The organism is Pandoraea sp. NE5 (assembly GCF_024363545.1).
Classification (GTDB): domain Bacteria; phylum Pseudomonadota; class Gammaproteobacteria; order Burkholderiales; family Burkholderiaceae; genus Pandoraea; species Pandoraea cepalis.
Genome location: NZ_AP025517.1, coordinates 219,857 through 244,859 on the forward strand (window position 1 = coordinate 219,857; position 25,003 = coordinate 244,859).

Annotated in this window: 17 protein-coding genes; 9 read left to right on the forward strand and 8 right to left on the reverse strand. The window is 65.1% G+C overall.

Going from position 1 to position 25,003, the window contains the following annotated elements; genetic code table 11:
• Window positions 1-231 precede the first annotated feature (231 nt).
• From PanNE5_RS00910 to PanNE5_RS00925, 4 genes are all read left to right on the forward strand, one after another.
• Window positions 232-1,671: an aldehyde dehydrogenase family protein gene (locus PanNE5_RS00910; protein ID WP_261939010.1), complete on the forward strand. Its 1,440-nt coding sequence runs from the start codon at window positions 232-234 to the stop codon at window positions 1,669-1,671.
• A gap of 106 nt (window positions 1,672-1,777) precedes the next feature.
• Entirely contained in the window at window positions 1,778-2,536 is a 759-nt protein-coding gene (locus tag PanNE5_RS00915) for an SDR family oxidoreductase (protein WP_150564313.1), read from the forward strand.
• Between the two features lie 93 nt (window positions 2,537-2,629).
• Complete coding sequence (locus PanNE5_RS00920; RefSeq protein WP_261939011.1) at window positions 2,630-3,946, forward strand: MFS transporter; 1,317 nt, start codon at window positions 2,630-2,632, stop codon at window positions 3,944-3,946.
• Window positions 3,947-4,114: 168 nt separating this feature from the next.
• Window positions 4,115-5,623 (forward strand): MDR family MFS transporter, encoded by a 1,509-nt coding sequence (locus tag PanNE5_RS00925; protein WP_261939012.1) that lies wholly within the window; start codon window positions 4,115-4,117, stop codon window positions 5,621-5,623.
• 33 nt (window positions 5,624-5,656) lie between these two features.
• Here the strand turns inward: PanNE5_RS00925 and PanNE5_RS00930 are convergent, their stop codons facing one another.
• The 4 genes from PanNE5_RS00930 to hemC all read right to left on the reverse strand — a co-directional run bounded on the left by PanNE5_RS00930 (window position 5,657) and on the right by hemC (window position 9,963).
• Window positions 5,657-6,829 carry a heme biosynthesis HemY N-terminal domain-containing protein gene (locus PanNE5_RS00930; protein ID WP_150564311.1) on the reverse strand — a complete coding sequence of 391 codons (1,173 nt, stop codon included), beginning with the start codon at window positions 6,827-6,829 and terminating at the stop codon, window positions 5,657-5,659.
• A 10-nt stretch (window positions 6,830-6,839) separates the two neighbouring features.
• Window positions 6,840-8,003, reverse strand: coding sequence for a uroporphyrinogen-III C-methyltransferase (locus PanNE5_RS00935; RefSeq protein WP_261939013.1), 1,164 nt, complete (start codon window positions 8,001-8,003; stop codon window positions 6,840-6,842).
• Window positions 8,000-8,917, reverse strand: coding sequence for a uroporphyrinogen-III synthase (locus tag PanNE5_RS00940; RefSeq protein WP_261939014.1), 918 nt, complete (start codon window positions 8,915-8,917; stop codon window positions 8,000-8,002). The genes PanNE5_RS00935 and PanNE5_RS00940 overlap by 4 nt, the downstream gene beginning before the upstream one ends.
• A 77-nt stretch (window positions 8,918-8,994) precedes the next feature.
• Complete coding sequence (hemC, locus tag PanNE5_RS00945; RefSeq protein WP_261939015.1) at window positions 8,995-9,963, reverse strand: hydroxymethylbilane synthase; 969 nt, start codon at window positions 9,961-9,963, stop codon at window positions 8,995-8,997.
• Between the two features lie 79 nt (window positions 9,964-10,042).
• Between hemC and ppc the strand changes: the two genes are divergently transcribed.
• The 3 genes from ppc to argH all read left to right on the forward strand — a co-directional run bounded on the left by ppc (window position 10,043) and on the right by argH (window position 15,623).
• On the forward strand, window positions 10,043-13,009 hold the full coding sequence (ppc, locus tag PanNE5_RS00950) for a phosphoenolpyruvate carboxylase (RefSeq protein WP_315973448.1): 2,967 nt from the start codon (window positions 10,043-10,045) through the stop codon (window positions 13,007-13,009).
• A gap of 412 nt (window positions 13,010-13,421) precedes the next feature.
• Complete coding sequence (gene aroQ / locus PanNE5_RS00955) at window positions 13,422-14,012, forward strand: gamma subclass chorismate mutase AroQ (RefSeq protein ID WP_261939016.1); 591 nt, start codon at window positions 13,422-13,424, stop codon at window positions 14,010-14,012.
• Between the two features lie 213 nt (window positions 14,013-14,225).
• Window positions 14,226-15,623 carry an argininosuccinate lyase gene (argH, locus tag PanNE5_RS00960; protein WP_261939017.1) on the forward strand — a complete coding sequence of 466 codons (1,398 nt, stop codon included), beginning with the start codon at window positions 14,226-14,228 and terminating at the stop codon, window positions 15,621-15,623.
• Between the two features lie 113 nt (window positions 15,624-15,736).
• Here the strand turns inward: argH and gltS are convergent, their stop codons facing one another.
• The 4 genes from gltS to apbC form a co-directional block, all read right to left on the reverse strand.
• Window positions 15,737-16,951, reverse strand: coding sequence for a sodium/glutamate symporter (gene gltS / locus PanNE5_RS00965; protein WP_261939018.1), 1,215 nt, complete (start codon window positions 16,949-16,951; stop codon window positions 15,737-15,739).
• Window positions 16,952-17,305: 354 nt separating this feature from the next.
• Window positions 17,306-19,591: an arginine/lysine/ornithine decarboxylase gene (locus PanNE5_RS00970; RefSeq protein WP_261939019.1), complete on the reverse strand. Its 2,286-nt coding sequence runs from the start codon at window positions 19,589-19,591 to the stop codon at window positions 17,306-17,308.
• A 105-nt stretch (window positions 19,592-19,696) separates the two neighbouring features.
• Window positions 19,697-20,266 carry a dCTP deaminase gene (dcd, locus tag PanNE5_RS00975; RefSeq protein ID WP_026132167.1) on the reverse strand — a complete coding sequence of 190 codons (570 nt, stop codon included), beginning with the start codon at window positions 20,264-20,266 and terminating at the stop codon, window positions 19,697-19,699.
• Between the two features lie 123 nt (window positions 20,267-20,389).
• Entirely contained in the window at window positions 20,390-21,472 is a 1,083-nt protein-coding gene (gene apbC, locus PanNE5_RS00980; RefSeq protein ID WP_130025225.1) for an iron-sulfur cluster carrier protein ApbC, read from the reverse strand.
• A gap of 275 nt (window positions 21,473-21,747) precedes the next feature.
• On the opposite strand from apbC, the gene PanNE5_RS00985 reads away from it, so the two are divergent.
• Window positions 21,748-22,392: an OmpA family protein gene (locus tag PanNE5_RS00985; RefSeq protein ID WP_017235059.1), complete on the forward strand. Its 645-nt coding sequence runs from the start codon at window positions 21,748-21,750 to the stop codon at window positions 22,390-22,392.
• Window positions 22,393-22,853: 461 nt separating this feature from the next.
• On the forward strand, window positions 22,854-24,953 hold the full coding sequence (gene metG, locus PanNE5_RS00990; protein ID WP_150564304.1) for a methionine--tRNA ligase: 2,100 nt from the start codon (window positions 22,854-22,856) through the stop codon (window positions 24,951-24,953).
• Window positions 24,954-25,003: the final 50 nt, after the last annotated feature.

Consider the following 25,003-nt stretch of genomic DNA (forward strand, 5'->3'; position numbering starts at 1 on the left):
GACGTTGTCGCCACGGCGCGCAGAAGCGCAGGCGGCGAGCGATGGGGGTACGCCAGATGTCCGTCTGGCGATTCATTACGATCAAGGATAGGTGATAAAAAATTGCAATAAAATCTCTTTAATTACTATGCGATCAATTTAGGTGTTTGTGCGGATGTGGCGCATGCGACGGTCAACCCCCTCGCGAGTTAAGTGATAATGAGGGCCACCCCCACACGAGGTGACGTTGTCATGCCCGAAGCTACACACTTCATCGGCAACCAATGGGTCGCTCCCGCGAAGAGCCCGACGATTCCCGTTGTTGATCCTTCCGACGGACAAGTCTTTAGCCAGATCGCCCGCGGCGACGCCGAGGACATCGACCGCGCCGTGAGAGCGGCGCGCTCGGCCTTCGACGGCGACTGGGGCCGCACCAGCGCCGCCGAGCGGGGCCGCGTACTCTACGCAATGGCGAACGTGCTGGCCCAACATCACGAGGCATTGGCACAGCTCGAAGCGCGCGACACCGGCAAGCCGCTCAAGCAGGCGCGCGCCGATGCCGCCGCCATCGTGCGCTATTTCGAGTTCTACGCCGGGGCCGCCGACAAGCTGCACGGCGAGACGATCCCCTACCAGCCCGGCTTCACCGTGTTTACTGTGCGCGAGCCGCACGGCGTGACCGGTCACATCATTCCGTGGAACTACCCGCTGCAGATCTTCGGACGCAGCGTGGCGGCGGCCCTCGCGACCGGCAACGCCTGCGTTGTCAAGCCGGCCGAAGACGCCTGCCTGTCATTGCTGCGCGTCGCCGAGCTGTCGATCGACGCCGGGCTGCCGCCGGGCGCGCTCAATATCGTGACCGGATACGGCGCCGAGGCGGGTGCGTCACTCGCGCGGCATCCGGGTATCGATCACATCTCGTTTACCGGCTCGCCAGCGACCGGCACGCTGATCTCGCAGATGGCCGCGGAAAACCATACGCCCGTCACGCTCGAACTCGGCGGCAAATCGCCGCAGATCGTTTTCGCCGACGCCGACATGGACACCGTGCTGCCCGTCGTGGTCAACGCCATCGTGCAGAACGCCGGACAAACGTGCTCCGCCGGCAGCCGTCTGCTCATCGAGCGCGACGCCTACGAGCGCCTGCTCGCGCGTCTGGCCGAGGCGTTCGCACACCTGCGCGTGGGACCGTCTCAGGACGATCTCGATCTCGGCCCGCTGATCAGTGCGCGCCAGCAGCAACGCGTGTGGGACTTCCTGTCCGAAGCGCAGCACGATGGCATCGCGGTGATGTCGCAGGGCGAAGTCGTCGGCAGCGCACCGGAAACCGGGTTCTATCAGGCCCCCACGCTCCTGCGCGACGTTCCCGCCGCCCATCGCCTCGCCCGCGAGGAAGTGTTCGGTCCGGTGCTCGCCGCCATGCCGTTTGTTGACGAGGCCGACGCCGTGCGGCTGGCCAACGGCACGCCCTACGGTCTGGCCGCCGGGGTCTGGACGCGCGATGGCGCACGCCAGATGCGCCTGGCACGCGACATTCGCGCGGGACAGGTCTTCATCAACAACTACGGCGCGGGCGGCGGCGTGGAGCTGCCGTTCGGTGGGCGGAAGCACTCCGGCCACGGACGTGAAAAGGGCTTCGAAGCCCTCTATGGCTTCACGACACTCAAGACCGTGGCCATCCGGCACGGTTGATTCGCAGGACCGGTTGCACACTCCCTGATCTAGATCGCGGCGAAGCATCGAGCGCACGCCCTGTGTCCGACGCTTCGCCATCCCCAGGCACTTCAGGAGACAAGGCATGCGTTTGCAAGAGAAAGTGGCCATCGTCACGGGCGCCGGTTCCGGCTTCGGCGAGGGCATTGCCAAGACGTTTGCGCGCGAAGGCGCCGCCGTCATCGTGAACGATCTGAACCGCGAGGCCGGCGAACGCGTGGCCGCGGACATCGCCAAGGCCGGTGGGCGCGCGGCGTTCGTATGCGGCGATGTGTCCCGAGAGGACGATCACGTCACCCTGCTGGGCGAAGCCGTCACGCGCTTCGGCCATCTCGACATCGTGGTCAATAATGCGGGCACCACGCATCGCAACAAGCCACTGCTCGAAGTCACCGAAGCCGAGTTCGATCGCGTCTATGCCGTGAACGTCAAGAGCATTTTCTGGAGTGCGCGCGCGGTCATGCCGTACTTCCTGCAGCGCGGCGCCGGCGTGATGATCAACATCGCGTCGACGGCGGGCGTGCGCCCGCGCCCGGGCCTTGTCTGGTACAACGGCAGCAAAGGGGCCGTGATTACCGCGAGCAAGGCCATGGCCGCCGAGTTCGGCCCGAAGAACATCCGCGTGAACTGCGTCAACCCCGTCATCGGCGATACCGGATTGACCGCCGAATTCATGGGCGTGCCGAACACCCCCGAGAACCGCGCCAAATTCCTCGCAGGGATTCCGCTCGGGCGCTTCTCCACGCCGCAGGACATTGCCAACGCCTGTCTCTACCTCGCCAGCGACGACGCCGCATTCATCACCGGCGTGTGCCTGGAGGTCGACGGCGGACGCTGCATCTGATCGACCCATCGTTTTTGCAGTCGGTAATCCCGTAGTTGTCGCACTCACACCATAACGACAGACAACACCACGTCAAACCGGAGGAGCTTCCGTATGAACAGCGTTCCCACGCCCCCCTCGCCCATGACCGATGCGTCGTCGGCCGACTTTGAAGCGGCCACCTACCGCAAGGTCGGCTGGCGGCTGATTCCGTTTCTACTGCTGTGCTATGTGGTCGCGTATCTCGACCGGGTCAACGTCGGCTTCGCCAAGCTGCAAATGGTCGGCGACCTGCAATTCTCCGAGACCGTGTTCGGTCTCGGCGCGGGTATCTTCTTCTTCGGCTACTTCCTCTTCGAAGTGCCAAGCAACGTGATCCTGCATCGCGTAGGCGCCCGCGTGTGGATCGCGCGCATCATGATCTCGTGGGGCATCATCTCGGGCGCGACGATGTACGTCACCTCGCCACAGATGTTCTACATCATGCGATTCCTGCTCGGCGTGGCCGAGGCGGGCTTCTTCCCCGGCATCATCCTGTACATCACCTACTGGTATCCGGCCTCGCGGCGCGGACGCATGACCGCCTGGTTCATGACGGCCGTGGCGTTGTCCGGCCTGATCGGCGGACCGCTCTCGGGCTGGATCCTCAAGGACATGAGCGGCGTGAATGGCCTTGCCGGTTGGCAATGGATGTTCCTGATCGAAGCGATCCCGTCGGTGGTGATCGGGCTGATCGTGCTGGTCGTGCTCGACGACCGCATTCGCGACGCCAAATGGCTCAACGATGCCGAGAAGTCCATGCTCGAGCGCAACATCGCCAGCGATGTGCTCAGCAAGGAAGACCTGCCGCTGCGCCGGGTGTTCTCCAGCCCCCGCGTGTGGATGATGAGCCTGATCTACTTCTCGTTCGTGATCGGCCTGTACGGTGTGGGCTTCTGGCTGCCGACGATCATCAAGGGCACGGGCGTGACCGATCCGCTGCAAATCGGCCTGCTTACGGCCATTCCGTATTTCTTCTCGGTGATCGCGATGGTCCTGGTCGGGCGTCGCTCCGATCTGCGCGGCGAGCGTCGCTGGCACATTGCGATACCCGCTTTCGTCGGCGCCATCGGCCTGTTCCTGTCGACGACCTGGAGCCACAACACCCAGCTCGCCATGGTCGCCCTGACGCTGGCCACGATGGGCATCATGATCGTGCTGCCGCTGTTCTGGAGCCTGCCCACGGCCTTTCTGGGCGGCACCGCCGCCGCGGCCGGTATCGCGATGATCAACTCGCTGGGCAATCTGGCCGGTTTCGTGGGCCCGTACCTGATCGGCTTTCTCAAGGACGCCACGCACAGCACCAACAGCGGCATGTTCCTGCTCACGATCTTCATGATTCTGGGCGGACTGCTTACGCTGGCCGTGCCCGCGCGGCTCGTCAACCAATGACGGGTACGGCGGGATCGGCTGACGAAACCGCATCTCGCCGGGCAAGACCACCCCGCCACGGGGCCGCTGGCCGGGTCGCCACCGTGACCATCCGTTGGGAGTAATATATTTCGCATCGAAAAGGCCGTCCTTGCCGGGACGGCCTGTTTTTTGCTCCCAAAGATCCGCATGCCCGCCAACGACTCTCAGACGACGCCGGCCGGCGTCTCGCTCACCCCCACCGAGGTCAAGTCGATCCTCTCCGGCCTGCTGCTCATCATGTTTTTGGGCTCGCTCGACCAGACCATCGTCGCGCCCGCCCTGCCGACCATCGCCCGAGACCTCGGTAGCTTCGACGCCGTGTCGTGGGTCGTCACCGCTTATCTGCTCTCATCCACGGCCATCACCCCGATCGTCGGCAAGCTCTCCGATCTGTTCGGACGACGCGTCGTCATCGCCGTGAGCGTGGCCGTTTTCCTCGTGGGGTCGGTGCTGTGCGCGCTGGCGCCGAGCATGCTCGCGCTGATCGTGGCGCGCGGCGTGCAGGGGCTGGGCGGGGGCGGCCTCATCGCGCTGTCCAATACCGTGATCGCGGATATCGTCTCGCCGCGCGAGCGCGGCCGATATCAGGGATATATCTCCGGCATGTTCGCCGTCTCCGGCGTGGCGGGTCCCATCACCGGCGGGGTATTCGCTCAGTACCTGAACTGGACGCTCATCTTCTGGATCAATCTCCCGCTCGGCCTGCTCGCCATCTACCTGAGCGACCGCGCACTGCGCCACCTGCCCCGTCGCGAGGGCAAACCCAGCATCGACTATCTCGGGTCGGCGCTGCTCATCGCCGCGACCGTCTGCCTGCTGCTGGCGCTCACGTGGGGCGGACATCGCTACGCCTGGGTGTCGATGCCCATTGCAGGCCTGCTCGCTGCGAGCGTGATCGTGGGGGCGATCTTTCTGCGCCACCAGCAGGCGGTGCGCGAGCCATTGCTACCGGTGGCGTTGCTTGCCAATCCGGTGTTCCGGATGACATCGACGATGGCCGTGCTCGTGATGATGGTCAACATCAGTATCGGAATCTACGTGCCGCTTTATCTTCAGTTGCAGCGCGGCGAGTCGGCCAGCCGTTCGGGGCTGATGCTGATCCTGCCGTTGCTGGGCATCGTGGTGGGGGCGCTCAGCGCGGGGCATTACATGCGCGCGACGGGGCATTACAAGCGTCCGCCACAGATTGGCCTGCCCGTGGCGTTGCTGGGACTGACGACGATTGCGCTCGGCGTGCAGACACTGCCGCTCTGGGTCGTGGGGCTGTGTCTCGGACTGGTGGGGATCGGCTTCGGCTCGGCCATGCCGGTGATGACCGTGGCGACGCAAAATGCCGTTGCGCCGCGCGACATCGGCATTGCGACGGCCGCACACGCGTTCTTCCGGGCGCTCGGCGGGATGATCGGCGTCGCGATGTTCGGCGCGCTCATCGTCGGGCTGTTGGTCTCGGCAGACGGCGGCGCACCGCGCGAACTGACCGACTTCCTTCGCCCAGGCGGCGCACCGCCCGGGATGGAAGATCATGTCCGGCTCGCCTTCGGCGCCTTCTTCGGTGGTAGCGCCCTCATTGCCGCGCTGGCCATCGTCGCGCTCGGCCGCTTGCCGGAACTGCCGTTGCGTCAGAGTTCGGGGAACGAAGCAACGGCCATCGAATGACGATGCGAGCCTGACGGCTCGCTCGCCAGCCATTTACGCGCTCGCGCAGGCCCGATAGTGGCGGTTGGCCAGTTCCATCTGCTCGAGCCCCTCGAAGAGTTGCGCCAGCGCCAGATGCACGCGCTGTTGCAGATGCCGGTCGTCGGTATGACGCAGTGCCCCTTCGAGGAACGTCTGCGCCTTGCCCCACAGCCGCTGGTGCTGGCACAGCTTGCCCAGTGCGAAGAGCAGATCGGGATCGTTCGGATGTCGCTGCTGCCACGCCTCGGCCTTCTGGATGAGCGGCAGGGCATCGCCGCCGGCACAATCGGCATAGCGGCGCAGCAGACGCGGGTCCCAGTGCTCGGCCAGCGCGGCCTCGACGATATCGCGCGCCTCGCGCAGGCGGTCGAGCGAAATCAGCAACTCCGCCGCGACATCGGCGATGCGCGCCGACGTACGCGCATCGGCCGGCAATTCATTCCAGCACTTGAGCAGCGCGTCGGCATCGTGGCGGTGATCGCGCAGAATGCCCTCGCTGGCCGTCTGCTTGAGCTTGGCCGCCAGCGCCGGATGCAGCGCTTCGCGCTTTTCCAGCACCTTGAGCAGCGCCAGGACCTCGGGCCAATGCTTCAGGTGTTGATGTGCCCGCAGGGCGACCAACTGCGCCTGCATGCGGCGCGCGCCCTGCGCCCGCATCTCGGTCAGGGCTTCGAGCGCCCCTTCCGCATCACGGGTATCGACGCGCAACTCCGCCGTCTGCAACAGACGCGCCTCTTCGAGGTTCGCCCCCTGCGCTTCGGCCAGCCAGCTGTCGCGACGCGCAAACTCGCGCATACGATGCGCCGCGCGCGCGCCGATGATCGCCGCCACGCCGCGATTGTCGTCCTGCTCGGCAGCTTCGCGCGCCGCTTTCTCCGCCCGCGTGTAGCGACCCGCGAAGAGATTCGCCACGGCATCGCGCAACGCGATGTTCGCGCGACGGCTGCGTTGGCGATTGCGGTAAGCGGCCACGCGCTCCGGCATCTTGTAGATGTTGCGCAGAATACGAATGACGACGTACAGCGCAACGAACAAGGCCAGCAACGCCAGCACAAAAAGGTTCAGCGATACGTCCACACGATACGGTGGCACGAGCATCACCACCTGTCCGTGATTGAATGTCGCCAGCACGGCAAAGCCGGCGGCGACGGCGAACAGGAGCGTTAACCAGATCAGTCCTCGCATGCCCGGCTCCTTACGGCTTGTCCTTGACGTCCTTGACCTGACCGATGGCGGTCAGGCTGGCGTCAAGGGTCGGCAGTTCGATCGTGCGCGAACCCGCGTCGACCTGGTCGAGCAACGTTTTCACGGCGGCGATGCGACGCGACTTGGCGTCGAAATACTTATCGAGCGCGGCCTCCGCGACCACCACGTCGCTATGCACAGCAGACGCGTTGCGCGCAAGCAGCGCCAGTCGCGCATTGAGCAGGCGCAGCTTGAGATTCGCCCGCAGGAACGCGCCCTGCTCCGGCGCCACGAGCATGACGTCCGGGTCGTCCAACCGGCGGACCTGCACCAGTTGCTTGAGGCTGCCCAGCATCTCCGAGGACAGGCGATGCCACGTCGCGATCCAGCCCGCTTCGCTCACGCCGCCCGCACCGGCCGCGCCCCCCGCCGCCGACGTCGGGTCGACGCGCCGCTCCTCGGCCTGCAACGGCAACGTGTCGACCATGGCAATCGCCTGATCGAGCTTGCCGGTCAGTTGCGGCAAATCGGCCGCCGGCACGGCCTTGAGCCGGTCGATGTCCTTCTTCAACGCGTCGCGCACGCCCGCGAGCTGCGGTGCGCCGGAGCGTGCCAGGCGAGCATCGGCACCCTCCAGCGCAATCAGCGCGCCGCGAACGTTGCCGGTGAGCTGCAATTGTTGATTCGCACTCGTGACGATCTGCTCGGTCTCGGCGAGCACCCATTCGTCTCGGTTGTGCGCCAGATCCTGATAGAGCTGTTCGAGTGCGGCCTGCTGGCTGCGCGAATCGGACACCCGCCCTTCGAGCGCCGTGAGCCGGTTTTGCAGATCGCGCTGATTGTCGAGTGCCTGCGCCGTTCGCACCTGCGCCTGCATGACCTGTGCGTCGCCCGTCTGCTGACGGCGCGCCATTTCCTGCTGCACGCGGTCGAGCTTCTGGTTCAGCGACCAGCCGCCGATGCCGGCCCCGGCCGACACTAGCACGAAGAGCAGCCAGGGCAGCGCGGCCCCCGACCCTCGACGCCGAGGCGGCGGCTCGGGCGGCTGCCATGCGGGCGGACTACCCGTCGTGCCATAGGGGGCACCGCCGGCCGTGGTTGCATTCGACGCCGCCGGGCCGGTCGACGCCGACGGGTTCTGGGAAGACTCGGGAACGCGATTATCTGTCGTCATGCTTTGACTTGAATGGGATCCGCCCATGTTTTGAGTGCCGCCAACAAGTTCTCGTCGCCGGGCGCGCATTGCGTAATCCTATCAAACCCCGCAGCCCGCGCGGCATCTGCGATGCGTACATGCGACGTAAAGCACCGCGCCGCCAGGATTTGCGCCAGCACCTGCGGGGTGCCCGGCGTGTGGATGCCATCGCGCGTGCCGTAGCGCGCAGCGAGCTGCGTGGCCAGATGACGCACCGCCTCGGAGCTGGTCAGCACCCAGGCGCAACGCTCCGGCGAAGCCAGCCGGGCTTCCAGCGCGGCCCACGCGGCGGCGTCCGGCGCGGGCGCCCGACGCGTGTAGGCGCTGACGAGGTCCACCTGCGCGCCACGGGCGCGCAAGGTGTCAGCCAGCAGTTCGCGACCGCCGTCGCCCCGCACGATCAGCACGCGGCGCCCTGCCAGCGAAGCGAGGTCGAGTTGCGCGAGGAGCGCTTCCGAGTCGAACCGTGCCGCCGGACCGCCCGGCGGCACGATCACCCGATGTCGTGGCGCGGCGATGCCGGCGTCGGCCAGCGCGTGCGCACTCCCTGGGCCGACCACGGCCACCGGCAATGCCGCGGGCCACAAGTCGCCCACGTGGATACCGACTTCGGTGCGGTCGTCGCTCGTTCGATGATCGAGGGATGCCAGAAGCGCCAGCCGAGCCAGGCCATGCGTCACGGCGTTGGGCGAGACGAACACCGCCAGCGCGTAGGACGCCAGCGAGCGCAATGCGCGATCAAGCGCCGCCAATGTGTCCGGGTCGGCCTGCGCGGCAATGTGCAGCAGCGGGAATGCGAGCGTGTCGATGCCTTCTGCGCGCAACGCGCGGGCAAGCGCATGGGCTTGTCCGTCGGGGCGCGTCAGGATGGCGCACGGCGAGCGAGGCGACATTGCCCCACCGGCAAGGCGCCCGCAGACGGACGCCGGCGCAACGCCAGCGGCGGGCGGCAAGGCCGGCGCGCGCGGGCTCAAGCGGGAGGATCCTTGGGCTCGGGCGGCGGCACCAGCGCCAAGCCTCCCGCATCGATCAGTTCCTGCGCGACCCGCTTCCCGAGCGCCTCGGCGCCGGCCACATCGCCGTCGGCGACATTGGCCGTGCCCTGAGCGCGCAGCACCGTCGCGCCGTCCGTCGACGCAATGAAAGCGCGCAGTGCCAGGTCGCCCTGCTGCGTAAATTCGGCAAACGCGCCCAGCGGCACCTGGCACGAGCCCCCCAGCGCACGCGACACGGCGCGCTCGGCGCTCACGGCCAGCGTGGTGTGGCCATGGTGAAGTGCGGCGAGCCATTGCAGGATTTCGGGACGTCCTGCGCGCACTTCGATGCCCAGCGCGCCCTGCCCGGCGGCCGGCAGGCTCACCTCCGGCGCGAGCGTGGCGCGAATGCGCTCGCCCAATCCCAGGCGTTTGAGACCGGCCGCCGCAAGAATGATCGCGGCGAAATCGCCCCGGTCGAGCTTGCCCAGACGCGTATCGAGGTTGCCCCGCAACGGCGCCACCAACAGGTGCGGATACCGGGCACGCAGACTCACTTCACGGCGCAGGCTCGACGTGCCGACCACCGCCCCGGCGGGCAGTGCATCGAGACTGTGGTAATCGTTGCTAACGAAAGCGTCGCAGGGATCCTCGCGCTCTAGCACCGCGGCCAGCGTGAAGCCTTCGGGCAGTTGCATCGGCACGTCCTTGAGCGAATGGACGGCGAGATCGGCCCGTCCATCGGCCAGGGCAAGTTCGAGTTCCTTGACGAATAGCCCCTTGCCGCCGACCTTCGCGAGCGAGCGATCGAGAATTTGGTCACCGCGAGTGGTCATTCCGAGGATACTCACGCGACACTGCGGATATAATTTGTGCAGCGCGTCACGCACGTGTTCGGCTTGCCACATGGCGAGCCGGCTCTCGCGCGAAGCGATCACCAGGGTTTCAGGAGCAGCGAAGTTCATTCAGCAACCGCGTGAAGACCAAAAGAAAAAATGGTAACACGCTTGACCGGCCCGAACGGCGGGTCGTGAGAGGAGCGACATGAAGAGCAGCGCAAAGGTAAAAGCCCCGCAAGAGGGCCTCGCCAAGTCGGTCGGCAAGACTTCCCCCGCGAAGGCAGCAGCCGCGGCCCCATCCACTTCCCGCCTGACGGCAGATGGGCCGGCCAAGGGCAAGGCCCGCCGCTCGCGTGAAGACAAGGACGCCCCGCTGCGCGAGGACATCCGCTTCCTCGGCCGCCTGTTGGGCGACGTGCTGCGCGAGCAACAAGGCAGCGACGCGTTCGATCTGGTCGAGACCATTCGCCAGAATGCGGTGCGCTTTCACCGCGAGGGCGACCGCAGCGCCGCCCGCGCGCTGGGCGCATTGCTCAACGGTCTGACCAACGAGCAAGCCATCGAGGTGGTGCGCGCGTTCAGCTACTTCTCGCATCTGGCCAACATCGCCGAGGACCGCCATCACAACCGCCGCCGTCGCGTGCACGCGCTCGCCGGCAGCCGGGCCCAGCCGGGCAGCCTGCGCGCCGCGCTGCAAAGCCTGAAAGACGCCGGCCTTGCCGATCCCGCCACGCTGCAGGCGTTCTTCGCGAGCGCGCTCATCGTGCCGGTGCTCACCGCCCACCCGACCGAAGTCCAGCGCAAGAGCATTCTCGACGCCGAGCGCGAAATTGCCCGTCTACTCGCGCATCGCGACGACGCCCTCACCGAGCGTGAGGCCTCGCGCAACACCGAATCCATGCGTGCCTACGTCACCACGCTCTGGCAGACGCGCATGCTGCGCAGTTCGCGCCTGACCGTGGCCGATGAAATCGAGAACGCGCTGTCGTACTACCGGAGCACGTTCCTCTCCGAGATTCCCGCCCTGTACGACGACGTGAGCGCCGAACTGCACGACGCCGTGCCCGCCGTGCGCGCCGAAGGCCTCGGCCGCTTCCTGCAGATGGGTAGCTGGATCGGCGGCGATCGCGACGGCAACCCGAACGTCACGGCGCAAACGCTGCAACTGGCGATCACGAGCCAGGCCACCGAAATCTTCGCGCACTACCTCGAACAGGTGCACTTGCTGGGCGCGGAGTTGTCCGTCTCGCAACTGCTCGCCGGCGCCAGCGACGCGCTGCTCACGCTCGCGCGCCGCTCGCCCGACGATTCGCCGCACCGCACCGACGAGCCCTATCGACGCGCGCTCATCGGCGTGTACGCGCGTCTGGCCGCTACGGCGCGCGAATGGGTCGGCCATGTGCCGCATCGCGTCGCGGTCGGTCGCGCCAGCCCGTATCTCGACGCGAGCGAATTCATCTCGGATCTGAATACGGTGGTCGCGTCGCTCATGGCGCATCATGGCGGCGCTCTGGTCGCGCAACGCCTCGGCCCGCTCGTACGCGCCGCCGAGGTGTTCGGCTTCCATCTGGCCAGCATCGACCTGCGCCAGAGTTCGGACATTCACGAAGCCGTCATCGCCGAGTTGTTCGCCAAGGCGGGCATCGAAGCGAATTACGCGAAGCTCGACGAAGACCAGAAGCTCGCCCTGCTGCTGCGCGAACTGCGCGAGCCGCGCCCGTTGTTCTCGCCCTATCTCGACTACTCGCAGCGCACGCGCGACGAGCTGGCCGTGTTTGCCGCGGCGCGCGACATCCGCGCCCGCTTCGGCCCCCGCGCGGTGCGCAACTACATCATTTCGCATACGGAAACCGTGAGCGATCTGGTGGAAGTCATGCTGCTGCAAAAGGAGACCGGCCTCTTCCAGGGGGCGCTGGGTGGCAACGGCGCGAAGGCCATCGAGCCCAAGGTCGGTGCGATGGTCATCCCGCTGTTCGAAACGATTGCCGACTTGCGCAATGCGCCGGTCATCATGCGCGCGTTCTTCGACATTCCCGGCATGTCCGAGGTGGTCACGCAGCAAGGCGGCGAGCAGGAAGTCATGCTCGGCTACTCCGACAGCAACAAGGACGGCGGCTTCCTCACGTCGAACTGGGAGTTGTACAAGGCCGAACTCGCGCTGGTGCATCTGTTCGAAGAGAAAGGCATTCGCCTGCGTTTGTTCCACGGCCGCGGCGGCACCGTGGGGCGTGGCGGCGGCCCGACCTATCAGGCCATCCTGTCGCAACCGCCGGGCACGGTGAAGGGGCAGATTCGTCTGACCGAGCAAGGCGAGATCATTGCGAGCAAGTTCGCCAACCCGGAGATCGGGCGGCGCAACCTGGAGACCATCGTGGCGGCCACGCTCGAAGCCACGCTGCTGCCGAGCCGCAACCAGCCGCCGCGTCTGGCCGCGTACGAAGAGGTCATGCAGACGCTCTCGGACACGGCCTTCGCCGCGTATCGCGACCTCGTCTACGAGACGCCGGGCTTCACCGACTACTTCTTCTCGGCCACCCCGATCGCGGAAATCGCCGAGCTCAACATCGGCTCGCGTCCCGCCTCGCGCAAGTTCTCGGATCCGAAGAACCGTCGTATCGAAGACCTGCGCGCGATTCCGTGGGGCTTCTCGTGGGGCCAGTGCCGTCTACTCATCACCGGCTGGTACGGCTTCGGCAGCGCCGTGCAGGCATTTCTCGACGGCGGGCAAGGTAAAGCCGCGAAGGCCGACGCCGAAGGTCGCGAAAAGCGTCTCGACACCCTGCGTCAGATGGTCAAGCGCTGGCCGTTCTTCGCGACGCTGCTCTCGAACATGGACATGGTGCTCGCCAAGACCGATCTGGCCGTGGCGTCGCGTTATGCCGAACTGGTGCCGGACGAAAAGCTGCGCAAGCGCGTGTTCAATCGCATCGTTGCCGAATGGCAGAGCACCTCGCAGGCGCTCGCGCTCATCACCGGTCACGAGGAGCGACTGGCGGACAACCCGCTGCTCGCCCGCTCGATCAAGAACCGCTTCCCCTACCTCGATCCGCTCAACCACTTGCAAGTCGAGTTGTTGCGCCGGCATCGTGCGGGGGAATCGGACGAGCGCGCGCGTCGCGGCATCCACCTGTCCATCAACGGCATTGCCGCCGGGCTGCGCAACACGGGCTGACGTCCTCGCGGCGTGACCCGGCGCCGGCTCCGCAGTCCGCGGGGCCGGCGCACAACGTCGATGGGCCGAAAACGCCATGTTGGCCGCGCGGTACTCGGCTTGAGAATCTCCCCAACGACAGTGGGCCGATAGAACGGTATATTTCGGGGATTCGATTCGATGGCTGCCGGGGGGCCCATCCATCATGCAATCCGATTCCAACGCAGTCTCCGCGCGAGGTACGCGCTTACGACGGGTCTCCAGACGCTTCACGGCCACCGCGCTTGGCCTGATTTGCGCAGGTGCACAGGCGGGTTCGGCCGTCCAGATGTCACCACACAACGCCAGCACCGGCCTTTCATCTTCCGCATCCTCGCCCCCGCCCGCGCCCGTCTCGCATGCACTCGCTGCGGCGCCGCACGGCGTGCGCGGTTTGGCCGTACGCCTTGTCTCGCAAACGCTCGCGTCGTCGCCCGCGAGTCCACCCAAGCCGCGGCCGATCGTCGATCCCGTGCTCGACCCGCTGATGCACGGGATTCTGGAGCGACTGGCGATCAGCGAAGCGGTTGCGCGGACCAAATACACGTCGGGCAAGCCGGTGCAGGACACCCCACGCGAGCAGGCGTTGCTTGACAGCATGGGAGACCGGGCCACCCAGTACGGCCTGACGCCCGCGCAGGTGCGCACGTTCTTCCGTCTGCAGATCGAGGCGGGCAAGCTGGTGCAGACCGCCTTGCTGGCCCGCTGGAAGCGCGAAGGCAGCGCGCCCGGGGAGCCGGTCGATCTGGCCACGCGTTTGCGTCCGGCGCTCGACCGGCTCGGCACTTCGCTCATGCGCGATCTCGGCCGCCTGTGCGCGTTGCCCGACGATCCATCGCGCATGGCGCGCATTCACCAGGCCCGCGAGCGGATCGCCAAGACGGCGAAGCTCGAAGCGCTGCAACGGGCGGCGTTCGACGAGGCAACGTCGGGTCTGTGCCTGTCGGCGCCGCCGCGCGTCTGGACGCTGTCGATGACGCACTGACCGGCACGCCCTGGCCCGGCCGCGCTCGACGCTGCGCCGACCGAGGCACCCTGCCCTGAGCGCTGGCGATGTTGCGCCGGCTGGGGCGCGCTGGACCCGCCGTCGGCCGAGTCGATGGGCCAACGCCGGGGTTGTATAATCCCGGTTTGCCGTGCTCCGCCACGGTCCGCTTCCATCTGCCCCCGATGGGCCTCGATTAGCCAAGCTACGACAATGACCTCCCAACTCCACAAGAAAGGCGAAGCCTGGTCGGCCCGCTTTTCCGAACCCGTTTCCGAACTCGTCAAGCGCTATACGGCGTCGGTCTTCTTCGACAAGCGCCTGGCGCTGTTCGACATCGAAGGGTCGCTCGCCCATGCGGATATGCTGTCGGCGCAAGGCATCATCAGCGCCCAGGATCTGGCCGACATCCAGCGCGGCATGACGCAGATTCGCGGCGAGATCGAACGTGGCGAGCTCGAGTGGCAACTGGATCTCGAAGACGTTCACCTGAACATCGAAGCGCGCCTGACCGCCCTCATCGGCGATGCGGGCAAGCGCCTGCACACCGGCCGCTCGCGTAACGATCAGGTGGCGACCGACATCCGACTGTGGCTGCGCAGCGAAATCGATCGCATCGGCAATCACCTCGGCGACCTGCGCCGGGCATTGCTGGATCTGGCCGATCAGCACAGCGCCACGATTCTGCCGGGCTTCACTCACCTGCAAGTCGCACAACCGGTGACGTTCGGTCATCACCTGCTGGCTTACTTCGAGATGTTCAGCCGCGACGCGGAACGCATGCTCGACGTGCGCCGCCGCGTGAACCGGCTGCCGCTGGGCGCTGCGGCGCTCGCCGGCACGAGCTATCCGATCGATCGGGAACGGGTCGCGGCGACGCTTGGCTTCGAAGAAGTCTGCGCGAACTCACTCGACGCCGTGTCGGATCGCGACTTCGCGATCGAATTCACGGCCGCCGCCGCGCTCGTGATGACGCACGTCTCGCGCTTCTCGGAAGAGTTGGTGCTGTGGATGAGCCCGCGCGTGGGCTTCATCGATCTGGCCGACCGCTTCTGTACCGGCAGCTCGATCATGCCGCAGAAGAAGAACCCGGACGTGCCCGAACTCGCGCGCGGCAAGACCGGTCGCGTCAACGGCCACCTGATCGCGCTGCTCACGCTGATGAAGGGCCAGCCGCTCGCCTACAACAAGGACAATCAGGAAGACAAGGAACCGCTGTTCGACACGGTCGACACCGTGATCGACACGCTGCGCATCTTCGCGGACATGGTGCCGGGCATCAAGGTACGCGAAGCCAATATGCGCAACGCCGCGCTGCAAGGCTTCTCGACCGCCACCGATCTGGCCGACTACCTCGTCAAGAAGGGTCTGCCGTTCCGCGACGCCCACGAAATCGTGGCGCATGCCGTGAAGATCTGCTCGGATCGCGATATCGATCTGGCCGACCTGTCGCTCGCCGAGTTGCAGAAGTTCTCGCCGCTCGTCGGTGAGGATGTCTTCGATTGCCTGACGCTCGAAGGCTCGGTCGCCAGCCGCAACCACATCGGCGGCACCGCGCCCGCCCAAGTGCAACGCGCCATCGCCGCCGCACGCGCGAAGCTCGCCAAGTAAGTGGCCCTGGCCAGGTCATTCGACTTGGCGGGCGCCAACGAAAATGCCACCCGGATGGGTGGCATTTTTCATGCGCGCGAGACGGACATACGCGCGGGACCATGTCCCTCGCATCAGAACAGCGGCAGCGACAGGAACCCCTTGATGATGATCGCGTTGAGGATGTCGATGAAGAACGCCCCCACCATCGGCACAATCAGGAATGCGATGTGCGACGGGCCGAAACGCTCGGTCACCGCCTGCATGTTGGCGATGGCTGTCGGCGTCGCACCCAGCCCGAATCCGCAGTGGCCCGCCGCGAGCACGGCCGCATCGTAGTTGCGTCCCATGACGCGGAACGTGACGAAGATCGCATACGCCGCCATCGCGACCGCCTGCACAACGAGAATCACGATCATCGGCAGCGCCAGCGTCGAGAGATCCCACAGACGCAGGGTCATGAGCGCCATCGCCAGAAAGAGCGAGAGACTCACATTGCCAAGCACCGACAGCGAGCGCTCAAACACCTCGTAGCCCACGAGCGACAGCAAATTGCGCACAACGACACCGGTAAACAGCACGCACACGAACGTCGGCAATTCGAAGGCCGTGCCCGCCAGCCAGCGCGCAATGACCTCGCCGCCCAGCAAACAGATGGCAATCATCGCCACCGTTTCGATCAGCGCCTGCGCGGTGATCAACCGCACCGTGTGCGGCTGCTCGAAGCCCTCCGGCGTGGTCTGTTGCGCCGCGGCGGCGCCCGGCACGTTGGTGCCCAGACGCCCCACCAGGTAACGCGCGACCGGCCCGCCCAGCAACCCGCCAAACACCAGCCCGAAGGTGGCGCAAGCCATCGCGATTTCCAGTGCCGACTGCACACCATAGCGCGCGGTCAGCGTGTCACCCCATGCCGCGCCCGTGCCGTGTCCGCCCGCCAGCGTAATCGACCCGCCCAACAAGCCGACGCCCGGCGCCAGCCCCATCATGGACGCAAGTCCCACGCCGATCGCGTTCTGTACGATCAACATGCCCGCCACCACGCCAAGGAACAACACCAGGCGACGCCCGCCGGCCTTCAGGCTGGCTAGATTGGCCGACAGCCCGATGGTCGCGAAAAAGGCAAGCATGAGCGGCGTTTGCAACGACGTGTCGAACTTCAGCTCAACCTGCCCAAACTGGCGCAGCGCCAACGCGCCCACGGCCACCAGCAAGCCAGCCGCCACGGGTTCAGGAATGCTGTAGGTGCGCAGCGGCCCAATCCATTCGACCAGCTTGCGCCCAAGCAACAACACCAACGTGGCACAGACGAGCGTGCCGTAGGTGCTGAACTCCAGTTGTCCGGTTTCCATGAATTCTCCCGCTCGAAAAAAGTGCGTCGAGTGTAGCAACCGAATCGGCCCAAATTAACGGGAAATCACCCAAATTGGCGCAGTTCGAGCCAAACCACAAATCGGGTACGCCCCGCCTCATCTCGACGATCGTCAGGCATCTTCCGCCATTTAATGGCCAATTTCACGAATTCGGCTACGCATTTTCGTCCGACAACGCTTCGCAACGCGCGATACGTGAAATGCGTCCAGCAAAAACGGGCGTATAAGGCGCGCCGCCACACGCTGGGCATCCGCATGCCGACTTCGTTGAAACAAAAAAAGCCCCGTGCTTTCACACGGGGCCGGATGTCGCCACAGGCGCGCTCGCGTAGCTTACTGGCGCACACAATCCACAAAATACTCGGGGCGTCCGTCCACTTCCTCGACGACCAGACCGTGGATATCGGTATGGAAGCCCGGGAAGCGTTCGTTGAAGTCGCGCGCGAAACGCAGATACTCGATGATCGCGGCGTTGAAGCGTTCGCCGGGAATCAACAACGGAATACCCGGCGGATACGGCGTGAGCAACACGCTCGTCACGCGCCCTTCGAGTTCGTCGATGGGCACGCGGTCGATCTGGCGGTGCGCCAGTTTCGAGAACGCGTCGGTCGGCTTCATCGCGGGCTGCATGTCCGAGAGGTACATCTCGGTCGTCACGCGCGCCACGTCGTTCGCCTTGTACACGCTGTGGATCTGATCGCACAGATCGCGCAGTCCGATGCGCTCGTAGCGCGGGAACTGCGCCACGAACTCCGGCAGTACGCGCCAGAGCGGGCGGTTGTGATCGTAATCGTCCTTGAACTGCTGCAGCTCGGTCACCATCGAATTCCAGCGGCCCTTGGTGATGCCGATGGTAAACATGATGAAGAACGAATAAAGCCCGGTCTTCTCGACGATGATGCCGTGTTCGGCAAGGTACTTGGTAACGATGGCCGCGGGAATGCCGCTCTCGCCGAACTCGCCGTCCACGTCCAACCCCGGCGTGATGATCGTCGCCTTGATCGGATCGAGCATGTTGAAGCCTTCGGCCAGATCGCCAAAGCCGTGCCAGCGCTCGTTGGCACGCAGCACCCAGTCGTCGCGCTGAATCGTGCCCTCGTCGCCCAGATGCTCCGGGCCCCAGACCGAGAACCACCACGAATCGCCGTACTCGGCCGCCACCTTGCGCATGGCACGGCGGAAGTCGAGCGCCTCGACGATCGACTCTTCGACCAGCGCCGTGCCGCCCGGCGGCTCCATCATCGCGGCCGCCACGTCGCACGACGCGATGATCGCGTACTGCGGCGAGGTCGACGTGTGCATCAGGTACGCCTCGTTGAAGCGATACGTGTCGAAGGTTCGCGCTTCCGATTCCTGCACCACGATCTGCGACGCTTGCGAAATACCGGCGAGCAACTTGTGCGTAGAGTGCGTGGCGTAGACCGTGGCCTCCGCCGAGCGCGGGCGCCCTTCGCCGATCGCGTGCATGTCGCGATAGAACTCGTGGAACGCCGCGTGCGGCAGCCAGGCTTCATCGAAGTGCAACGTGTCGATGTTGTTGCCCAGCAATTCCTTGATCATCTCGACGTTGTAGATGACGCCGTCATAGGTGCTCTGCGTAATCGTGAGAATACGCGGCTTGGCGTTCGGATCGCGTTCCAGCACTTCGCGCGCGAACGGGTTCGCTTCGATCTTGGCGCGAATGACTTCCGGCTCGAACTCCGACTTCGGAATCGGGCCGATGATGCCGAGGTGGTTGCGCGTCGGCGTAAGAAACACCGGCACGGCGCCCGTCATCGTGATCGCGTGCAGGATCGACTTGTGGCAGTTGCGGTCGACTACGACGATGTCGCCCGGCGCCACGGTGGCATGCCACACGATCTTGTTCGAGGTCGACGTGCCGTTCGTCACGAAGAACAGATGATCCGCGTTGAAAATGCGCGCCGCATTGCGCTCCGACGCACCCACCGGGCCGTTGTGGTCAAGCAACTGACCCAATTCTTCCACGGCGTTGCACACGTCCGCGCGCAGCATGTTCTCACCGAAGAACTGGTGGAACATCTGGCCCACCGGGCTCTTGAGGAACGCCACGCCGCCCGAGTGGCCCGGGCAGTGCCACGAATATGAACCGTCGGCCGCATAGTGCGTGAGCGAGCGGAAGAACGGCGGCGGCAGCGAGTCGAGGTACGACCTGGCTTCACGGATGATGTGACGCGCCACGAACTCCGGCGTGTCTTCGAACATGTGAATGAAGCCGTGCAGCTCGCGCAGGATGTCGTTCGGGATGTGGCGCGACGTGCGCGTCTCGCCGTACAGGAAAATCGGAATGTCCGGGTTGCGACGGCGCACTTCCTGCACGAACGCGCGCAGGTTGATGATGGCCAGCGCCAGCTCGCCCTCGCCTTCACCGCCCGCTTCGCTCGAAAACGTGCCGAACTCGTCGTCGTCGATGGACAGGATGAAACTCGATGCGCGGCTCGCCTGTTGCGCAAACGAAGTCAGGTCACCGTAGCTCGTGAGACCGTTGACCTCCATGCCCTCGGCTTCGATGGCCTCCGCCAAGGAGCGAATCCCGGATCCGGAGATGTTTTCGGAGCGGAAGTCTTCGTCGATGATGACGATCGGAAAACGGAATTTCATTGGCGTTCCTTCGACAAAAGAACGAGCCACGGTCCGACATGGCCGTGGCTCTTGGGCAGTGCGACGTTGCGGGTGCTCACCGGTGGCGAGTCAAGCCTGCGCAGGCTAGGTTTTCGGCAGCGTGACGCCACGCTGTCCCTGGTACTTCCCGCCGCGATCCTTGTACGACGTCTCGCAGACTTCGTCGGATTCGAAGAACAGCACCTGAGCCACGCCCTCATTGGCGTAGATCTTGGCCGGCAGCGGCGTGGTGTTCGAGAATTCCAGCGTCACATAGCCCTCCCACTCGGGCTCGAACGGCGTCACGTTCACGATGATGCCGCAACGGGCATACGTCGATTTGCCGAGACATACGGTGAGCACGTTGCGCGGAATACGGAAGTACTCGACGGTGCGCGCGAGCGCGAACGAGTTCGGCGGAATGATGCAGACATCGCCGGAGAAGTCGACGAACGACTTTTCGTCGAAGTTCTTCGGGTCGACAATCGTCGAGTTGATGTTCGTGAAGATCTTGAATTCAGCCGCACAGCGAATATCGTAGCCGTAACTCGACGTGCCATAGCTGACGATCTTCTGCCCGTCCTGGGATTGCCGGACCTGCGACGGCTCGAAGGGCTCGATCATGCCGTGCGCCTCGGCCATACGCCGGATCCATTTGTCGGACTTGATGCTCATGTGTGGACCTGAATGGGCGTGGTACGTGAAAAATTGGGCGTATTTTACGCGATTGTTGCGGTGCGGTGAGGTTTTCGCGCGCACCGCGCTGCACGGGGCTCCCCGGGCCCCTGTGCGCCGTCCTTACGTGTTCTGAACGACGATCGACGGGAACTTGCTCGTCATGTCCTTCTGACGCGCCGCGATCTTCACCGCCATCTTGCGGGCAATGGCCTTGTAGAGCGCCGCGACCCGGCCGTCCGGGTCGCCCACCACGCTCGGCATGCCGGCGTCGGCGTGCACGCGGATACTCATCTCCAACGGCAGCTTGCCCAGCAGCTCGACGTCGAAATCGTGGCTCATGCGTTCGCCACCGCCCACGCCGAAAATCGGCTCCTCGTGTCCACAGTTCGAGCAGATGTGCAGACTCATGTTCTCGATGAGACCGAGGATCGGCACGCCGACCTTCTCGAACATCTTGAGACCCTTGCGGGCGTCGAGCAGCGCCAGGTCCTGCGGCGTGGTGACGATGACCGCGCCCGTGACGGGCACCTTCTGCGCGAGCGTGAGCTGGATGTCGCCCGTGCCCGGCGGCATGTCGACGATCAGGTAGTCAAGGTCGTGCCAATTCGTCTGGTTGAGCAGCTGTTCGAGCGCCTGCGTGACCATCGGGCCGCGCCAGACCATCGGATTGTCCGGCTCGATCAGGAAGCCGATCGAGCTGGCTTGCAGGCCGTGCGCCGTCATCGGTTCGAGCGTCTTGCCGTCTTTCGACTCGGGTTTGCCGTGAATGCCCAGCAGCGTGGGTAGGGACGGGCCGTAGATGTCGGCGTCGAGAATGCCGACGGTGGCTCCCTCGGCCACCAGCGCCAGCGCCAGGTTCACGGCCGTGGTGCTCTTGCCCACGCCGCCCTTGCCCGACGCCACCGCCACGATGTTCTTCACGTTCGGCAGGAGCTTCACCCCGCGCTGCACCGCATGCGCCACGATTTTCTGACTGATGTCGACCGCCACGCGTTCGACACCGGGCAGCTTGCCCACGGCATCGGTGATGCGCGTGCGCATCGCCTCGAACTGGCTCTTCGCCGGATAGCCGAATTCGATCTGGATACCGACGTGACCATGCTCGGCCACGACCTGCTTCACATACTTTCCGGCAATCAGGTCGAGCCCCGTGTCGGGATCGACGATGCCACGCAGCACTTCATTGATTTGGGCGACTTCCATGTGGGTCTCTCGCTCTGTCGAGGCGCGCCGGGAAAGCCCCGGCAAGCGCTAACAACTTGTAACATCCGTGGCGCACGCTCTCGATTAGCATGCGAGGCGCGCGTGTTATGGGGAACCCGCCGGCATGGCAATCTGTCCTTGCCTGCGGTTGACACTCAGCGCTATTGTAAAAGACCGCGCGCCGGCAGGTTCAAAACCCCTGCGACGCACGCGTGCTTCGGCGAAGTGCTCACGCGTTGTTTCACGACTGCTAGCTAATCGATAAGGAGCCTCACATGAATAAGAACTCTCTGCGCGCTTGCGCGCTCGTCCTGACCGCCGCCGCCATGCTGGCCGGTTGCCAGACGCCGCAGGGCACGAACACGGCGGTCGGTACCGGTGTGGGTGCGGCAGTGGGCGCAGGACTGGGCAACCTCATCGGGGGCAACACGACAGGCACGCTGATCGGCGCCGCCGTGGGTGCCGCCGCTGGCGGCGCGACGGGGTATAACTGGAGCGCGATCAAGAACACCTTGGGCGGTCACACGGCCGGCACGGGCACCACCATCTCCGAGCAGCCGGACGGCTCGCTCAAGGTCGCCGTCCCGAGCGACGTGACGTTCGACACCGGCCGCGCCGATATCAAACCGAACTTCCGCGCCGTGCTCGACGACGTCGCCGCGTCGCTCAACCAGAATCCGGGGATTACCGCCAACATCGTGGGCCATACCGACAGCACGGGCGGCGATCGCATCAACATCCCGCTGTCGCAAAACCGCGCGTCCAACGTGATCCAGTATCTGAACAGCCGCGGTATCGCGATGAACCGCATGAGCGGCACGGGCGTCGGGTCGAGCCAGCCGGTCGCCTCGGATGCCACCGCCGCCGGCCGTGCGCAGAACCGTCGCGTCGAAATCCTGCTGCACGCACCGCGCGGCTGATCGCCTCGCGCTTCGCTTTCTGCCCCCGCTTTCTGCCTGACGGGGCATTGGGATTTCGTCGCACAATCGCGGGTCCGGTCCGCCGGACCTGCGTTCTGCCGACGCGCCCGAGCAACATGCTGCGATGCACCATCGAAAGTCGGCACCTCAGTTGAACTAAACCCGCGTCACATCGCTCAGACCCTTCGGAAGTGCTTACTGTGGGCGCTTCCATCTCCTCTTTGTTATTGACGTTACGTGTGCCTAGTTAAGCCGGAACCTGGTTCCGGCTTTTTTTTGGTTCATCGTGGATTGCCGCCCACAGACGTCGCCGGCGCCATCGGCAACGGCCTGCCATTGCCCCGCTCTCGCTCCTCCCTCGCCGTGCCGGATTCATTGACCGAGTCGGGCGGTTGGGCGTCAACTGGCCTCGCCTGCTAGAATCGACCTTTCCCGGTTCCCTCAACGCACAGTCGATCCTCATGTCCCGCCGCATTCTTGTCACCTCCGCCCTGCCGTACGCCAATGGCCAGATTCACATCGGCCATTTGGTCGAATACATCCAGACCGACATCTGGGTACGGTTCATGCGGATGCAGGGCCATGAGGTCTACTACGTCGGCGCGGACGACACGCACGGCACGCCCGTCATGCTGCGCGCCGAGAAGGAAGGCCTCACCCCCAAGCAATTGATCGAGCGCGTCTGGAAGGAACACAAGCGCGACTTCGACAGCTTCGGCGTCTCGTTCGATAACTACTATTCGACGGATTCCGAGGAAAACCGCGAATTGTCCGAAGGCGTCTATCTCGCCCTCAAGGAACAGGGTCTGATCGAAGCCCGCGATATCGAACAGGCGTATGACCCGGTCAAGGAAATGTTCCTGCCGGATCGCTTCATCAAGGGCGAGTGTCCGAAATGCGGCGCCAAGGACCAGTACGGCGATTCGTGCGAAGTCTGTGGTTCGACCTATGCGCCGACCGATCTGCTCAACCCGTACTCGGTGGTCTCGGGCGCCACGCCGGTGCGCAAGACATCCACGCATTACTTCTTCAAGCTCTCGGACAAGCGCTGCGAGCAATTCCTGCGTAAATGGGTGGCCGGACTCGCGCAACCCGAAGCCGCCAACAAGATGAAGGAATGGCTCGGCGAAGACGGCGAGTCCACGCTGGCCGATTGGGACATCTCGCGCGACGCACCCTACTTCGGCTTTGAGATCCCGGGCGCCCCGGGCAAGTATTTCTACGTGTGGCTCGACGCGCCGGTCGGCTACTACGCCAGTTTCAAGAACCTGTGCGCGCAGCGCGGCCTGAACTTCGACGAATGGGTCAAGCCGGGGTCGACAACCGAGCAGTACCACTTTATCGGCAAGGACATCCTGTACTTCCACACGTTGTTCTGGCCGGCGATGCTCGAGTTCTCGGGCCATCGCACGCCGACCAACGTGTTCGCCCACGGCTTCCTGACGGTGGACGGCCAGAAGATGTCGAAGTCGCGCGGCACGTTCATCACGGCACAAAGCTTCATCGACACCGGCCTCAATCCGGAATGGCTGCGTTACTACATCGGCGCCAAGCTGGGCAACACGATGGAAGACCTCGACCTGAACCTCGACGATTTCATCGCCCGCGTGAACAGCGACCTGGTGGGCAAGTACGTGAACATCGCCAGCCGCGCGGCGGGCTTCCTTCTCAAGCGCTTTGACGGTCGCGTGTCGCCGGACGCCATGCAGGCGCCGCTGCTGGGCCAGTTGCGCGCCGTTGCCCCGCAGATCGCTGCGCACTACGAAGCGCGCGAGTTCGGCAAGGCGCTGCGTCTGGTGATGGAACAGGCCGACGCCGTGAACGGTTACGTCGACACGGTCAAGCCTTGGGATCTGGCGAAGGATCCGGCGCAGGCCGGCGCGCTGCACGAGGCTTGCTCGGTCTGCCTCGAGGCGTTCCGCTTGCTCACGCTGTACCTCAAGCCCGTGCTGCCCGTGACGGCCGAGGCCGTGGAGCGCTTCCTGAACATCGCGCCGCAAGCGTGGCAGGACGTGAGCCGCCCGCTCACCGCCGACACGGCGATCTCCGCCTACAAGCATTTGATGACGCGCGTCGAAGGCAAGCAGGTTGAAGCGTTGCTCGCGGCCAACCGCGACTCGCTGCAAGCGGCCGCACCGGTGGCCGAGGCGGCAGCGGCGAAGGGCAAGCACAAAGCCGCTGGGGCGTCGGAGAAGGCCGAGAACGGCGCGGAAGACGGCATCATCAACATCGACGACTTCGCCAAGATCGATCTGCGCATCGCGCGCATCGTCGATTGCAAGGCAGTCGACGGGTCGGACAAGCTGCTGCAACTCACGCTCGACGTGGGCGAAGCGCAAACGCGTAACGTCTTCTCCGGGATCAAGTCCGCCTATCCGCAGCCAGAAGCGCTGGTGGGCAAGCTCACAGTGATGGTCGCCAACCTCGCGCCGCGCAAGATGAAGTTTGGTCTGTCCGAAGGCATGGTGCTCGCCGCCTCGGCCGCCGACGAGAAAGCTGAACCGGGCCTCTACATCCTCGAGCCGCACGACGGCGCGAAGCCGGGCATGCGGGTGAAGTAAGGCGCCGACGTCCCCCATCGGGAACACCGGCCGCATCTCGCGACAACGCC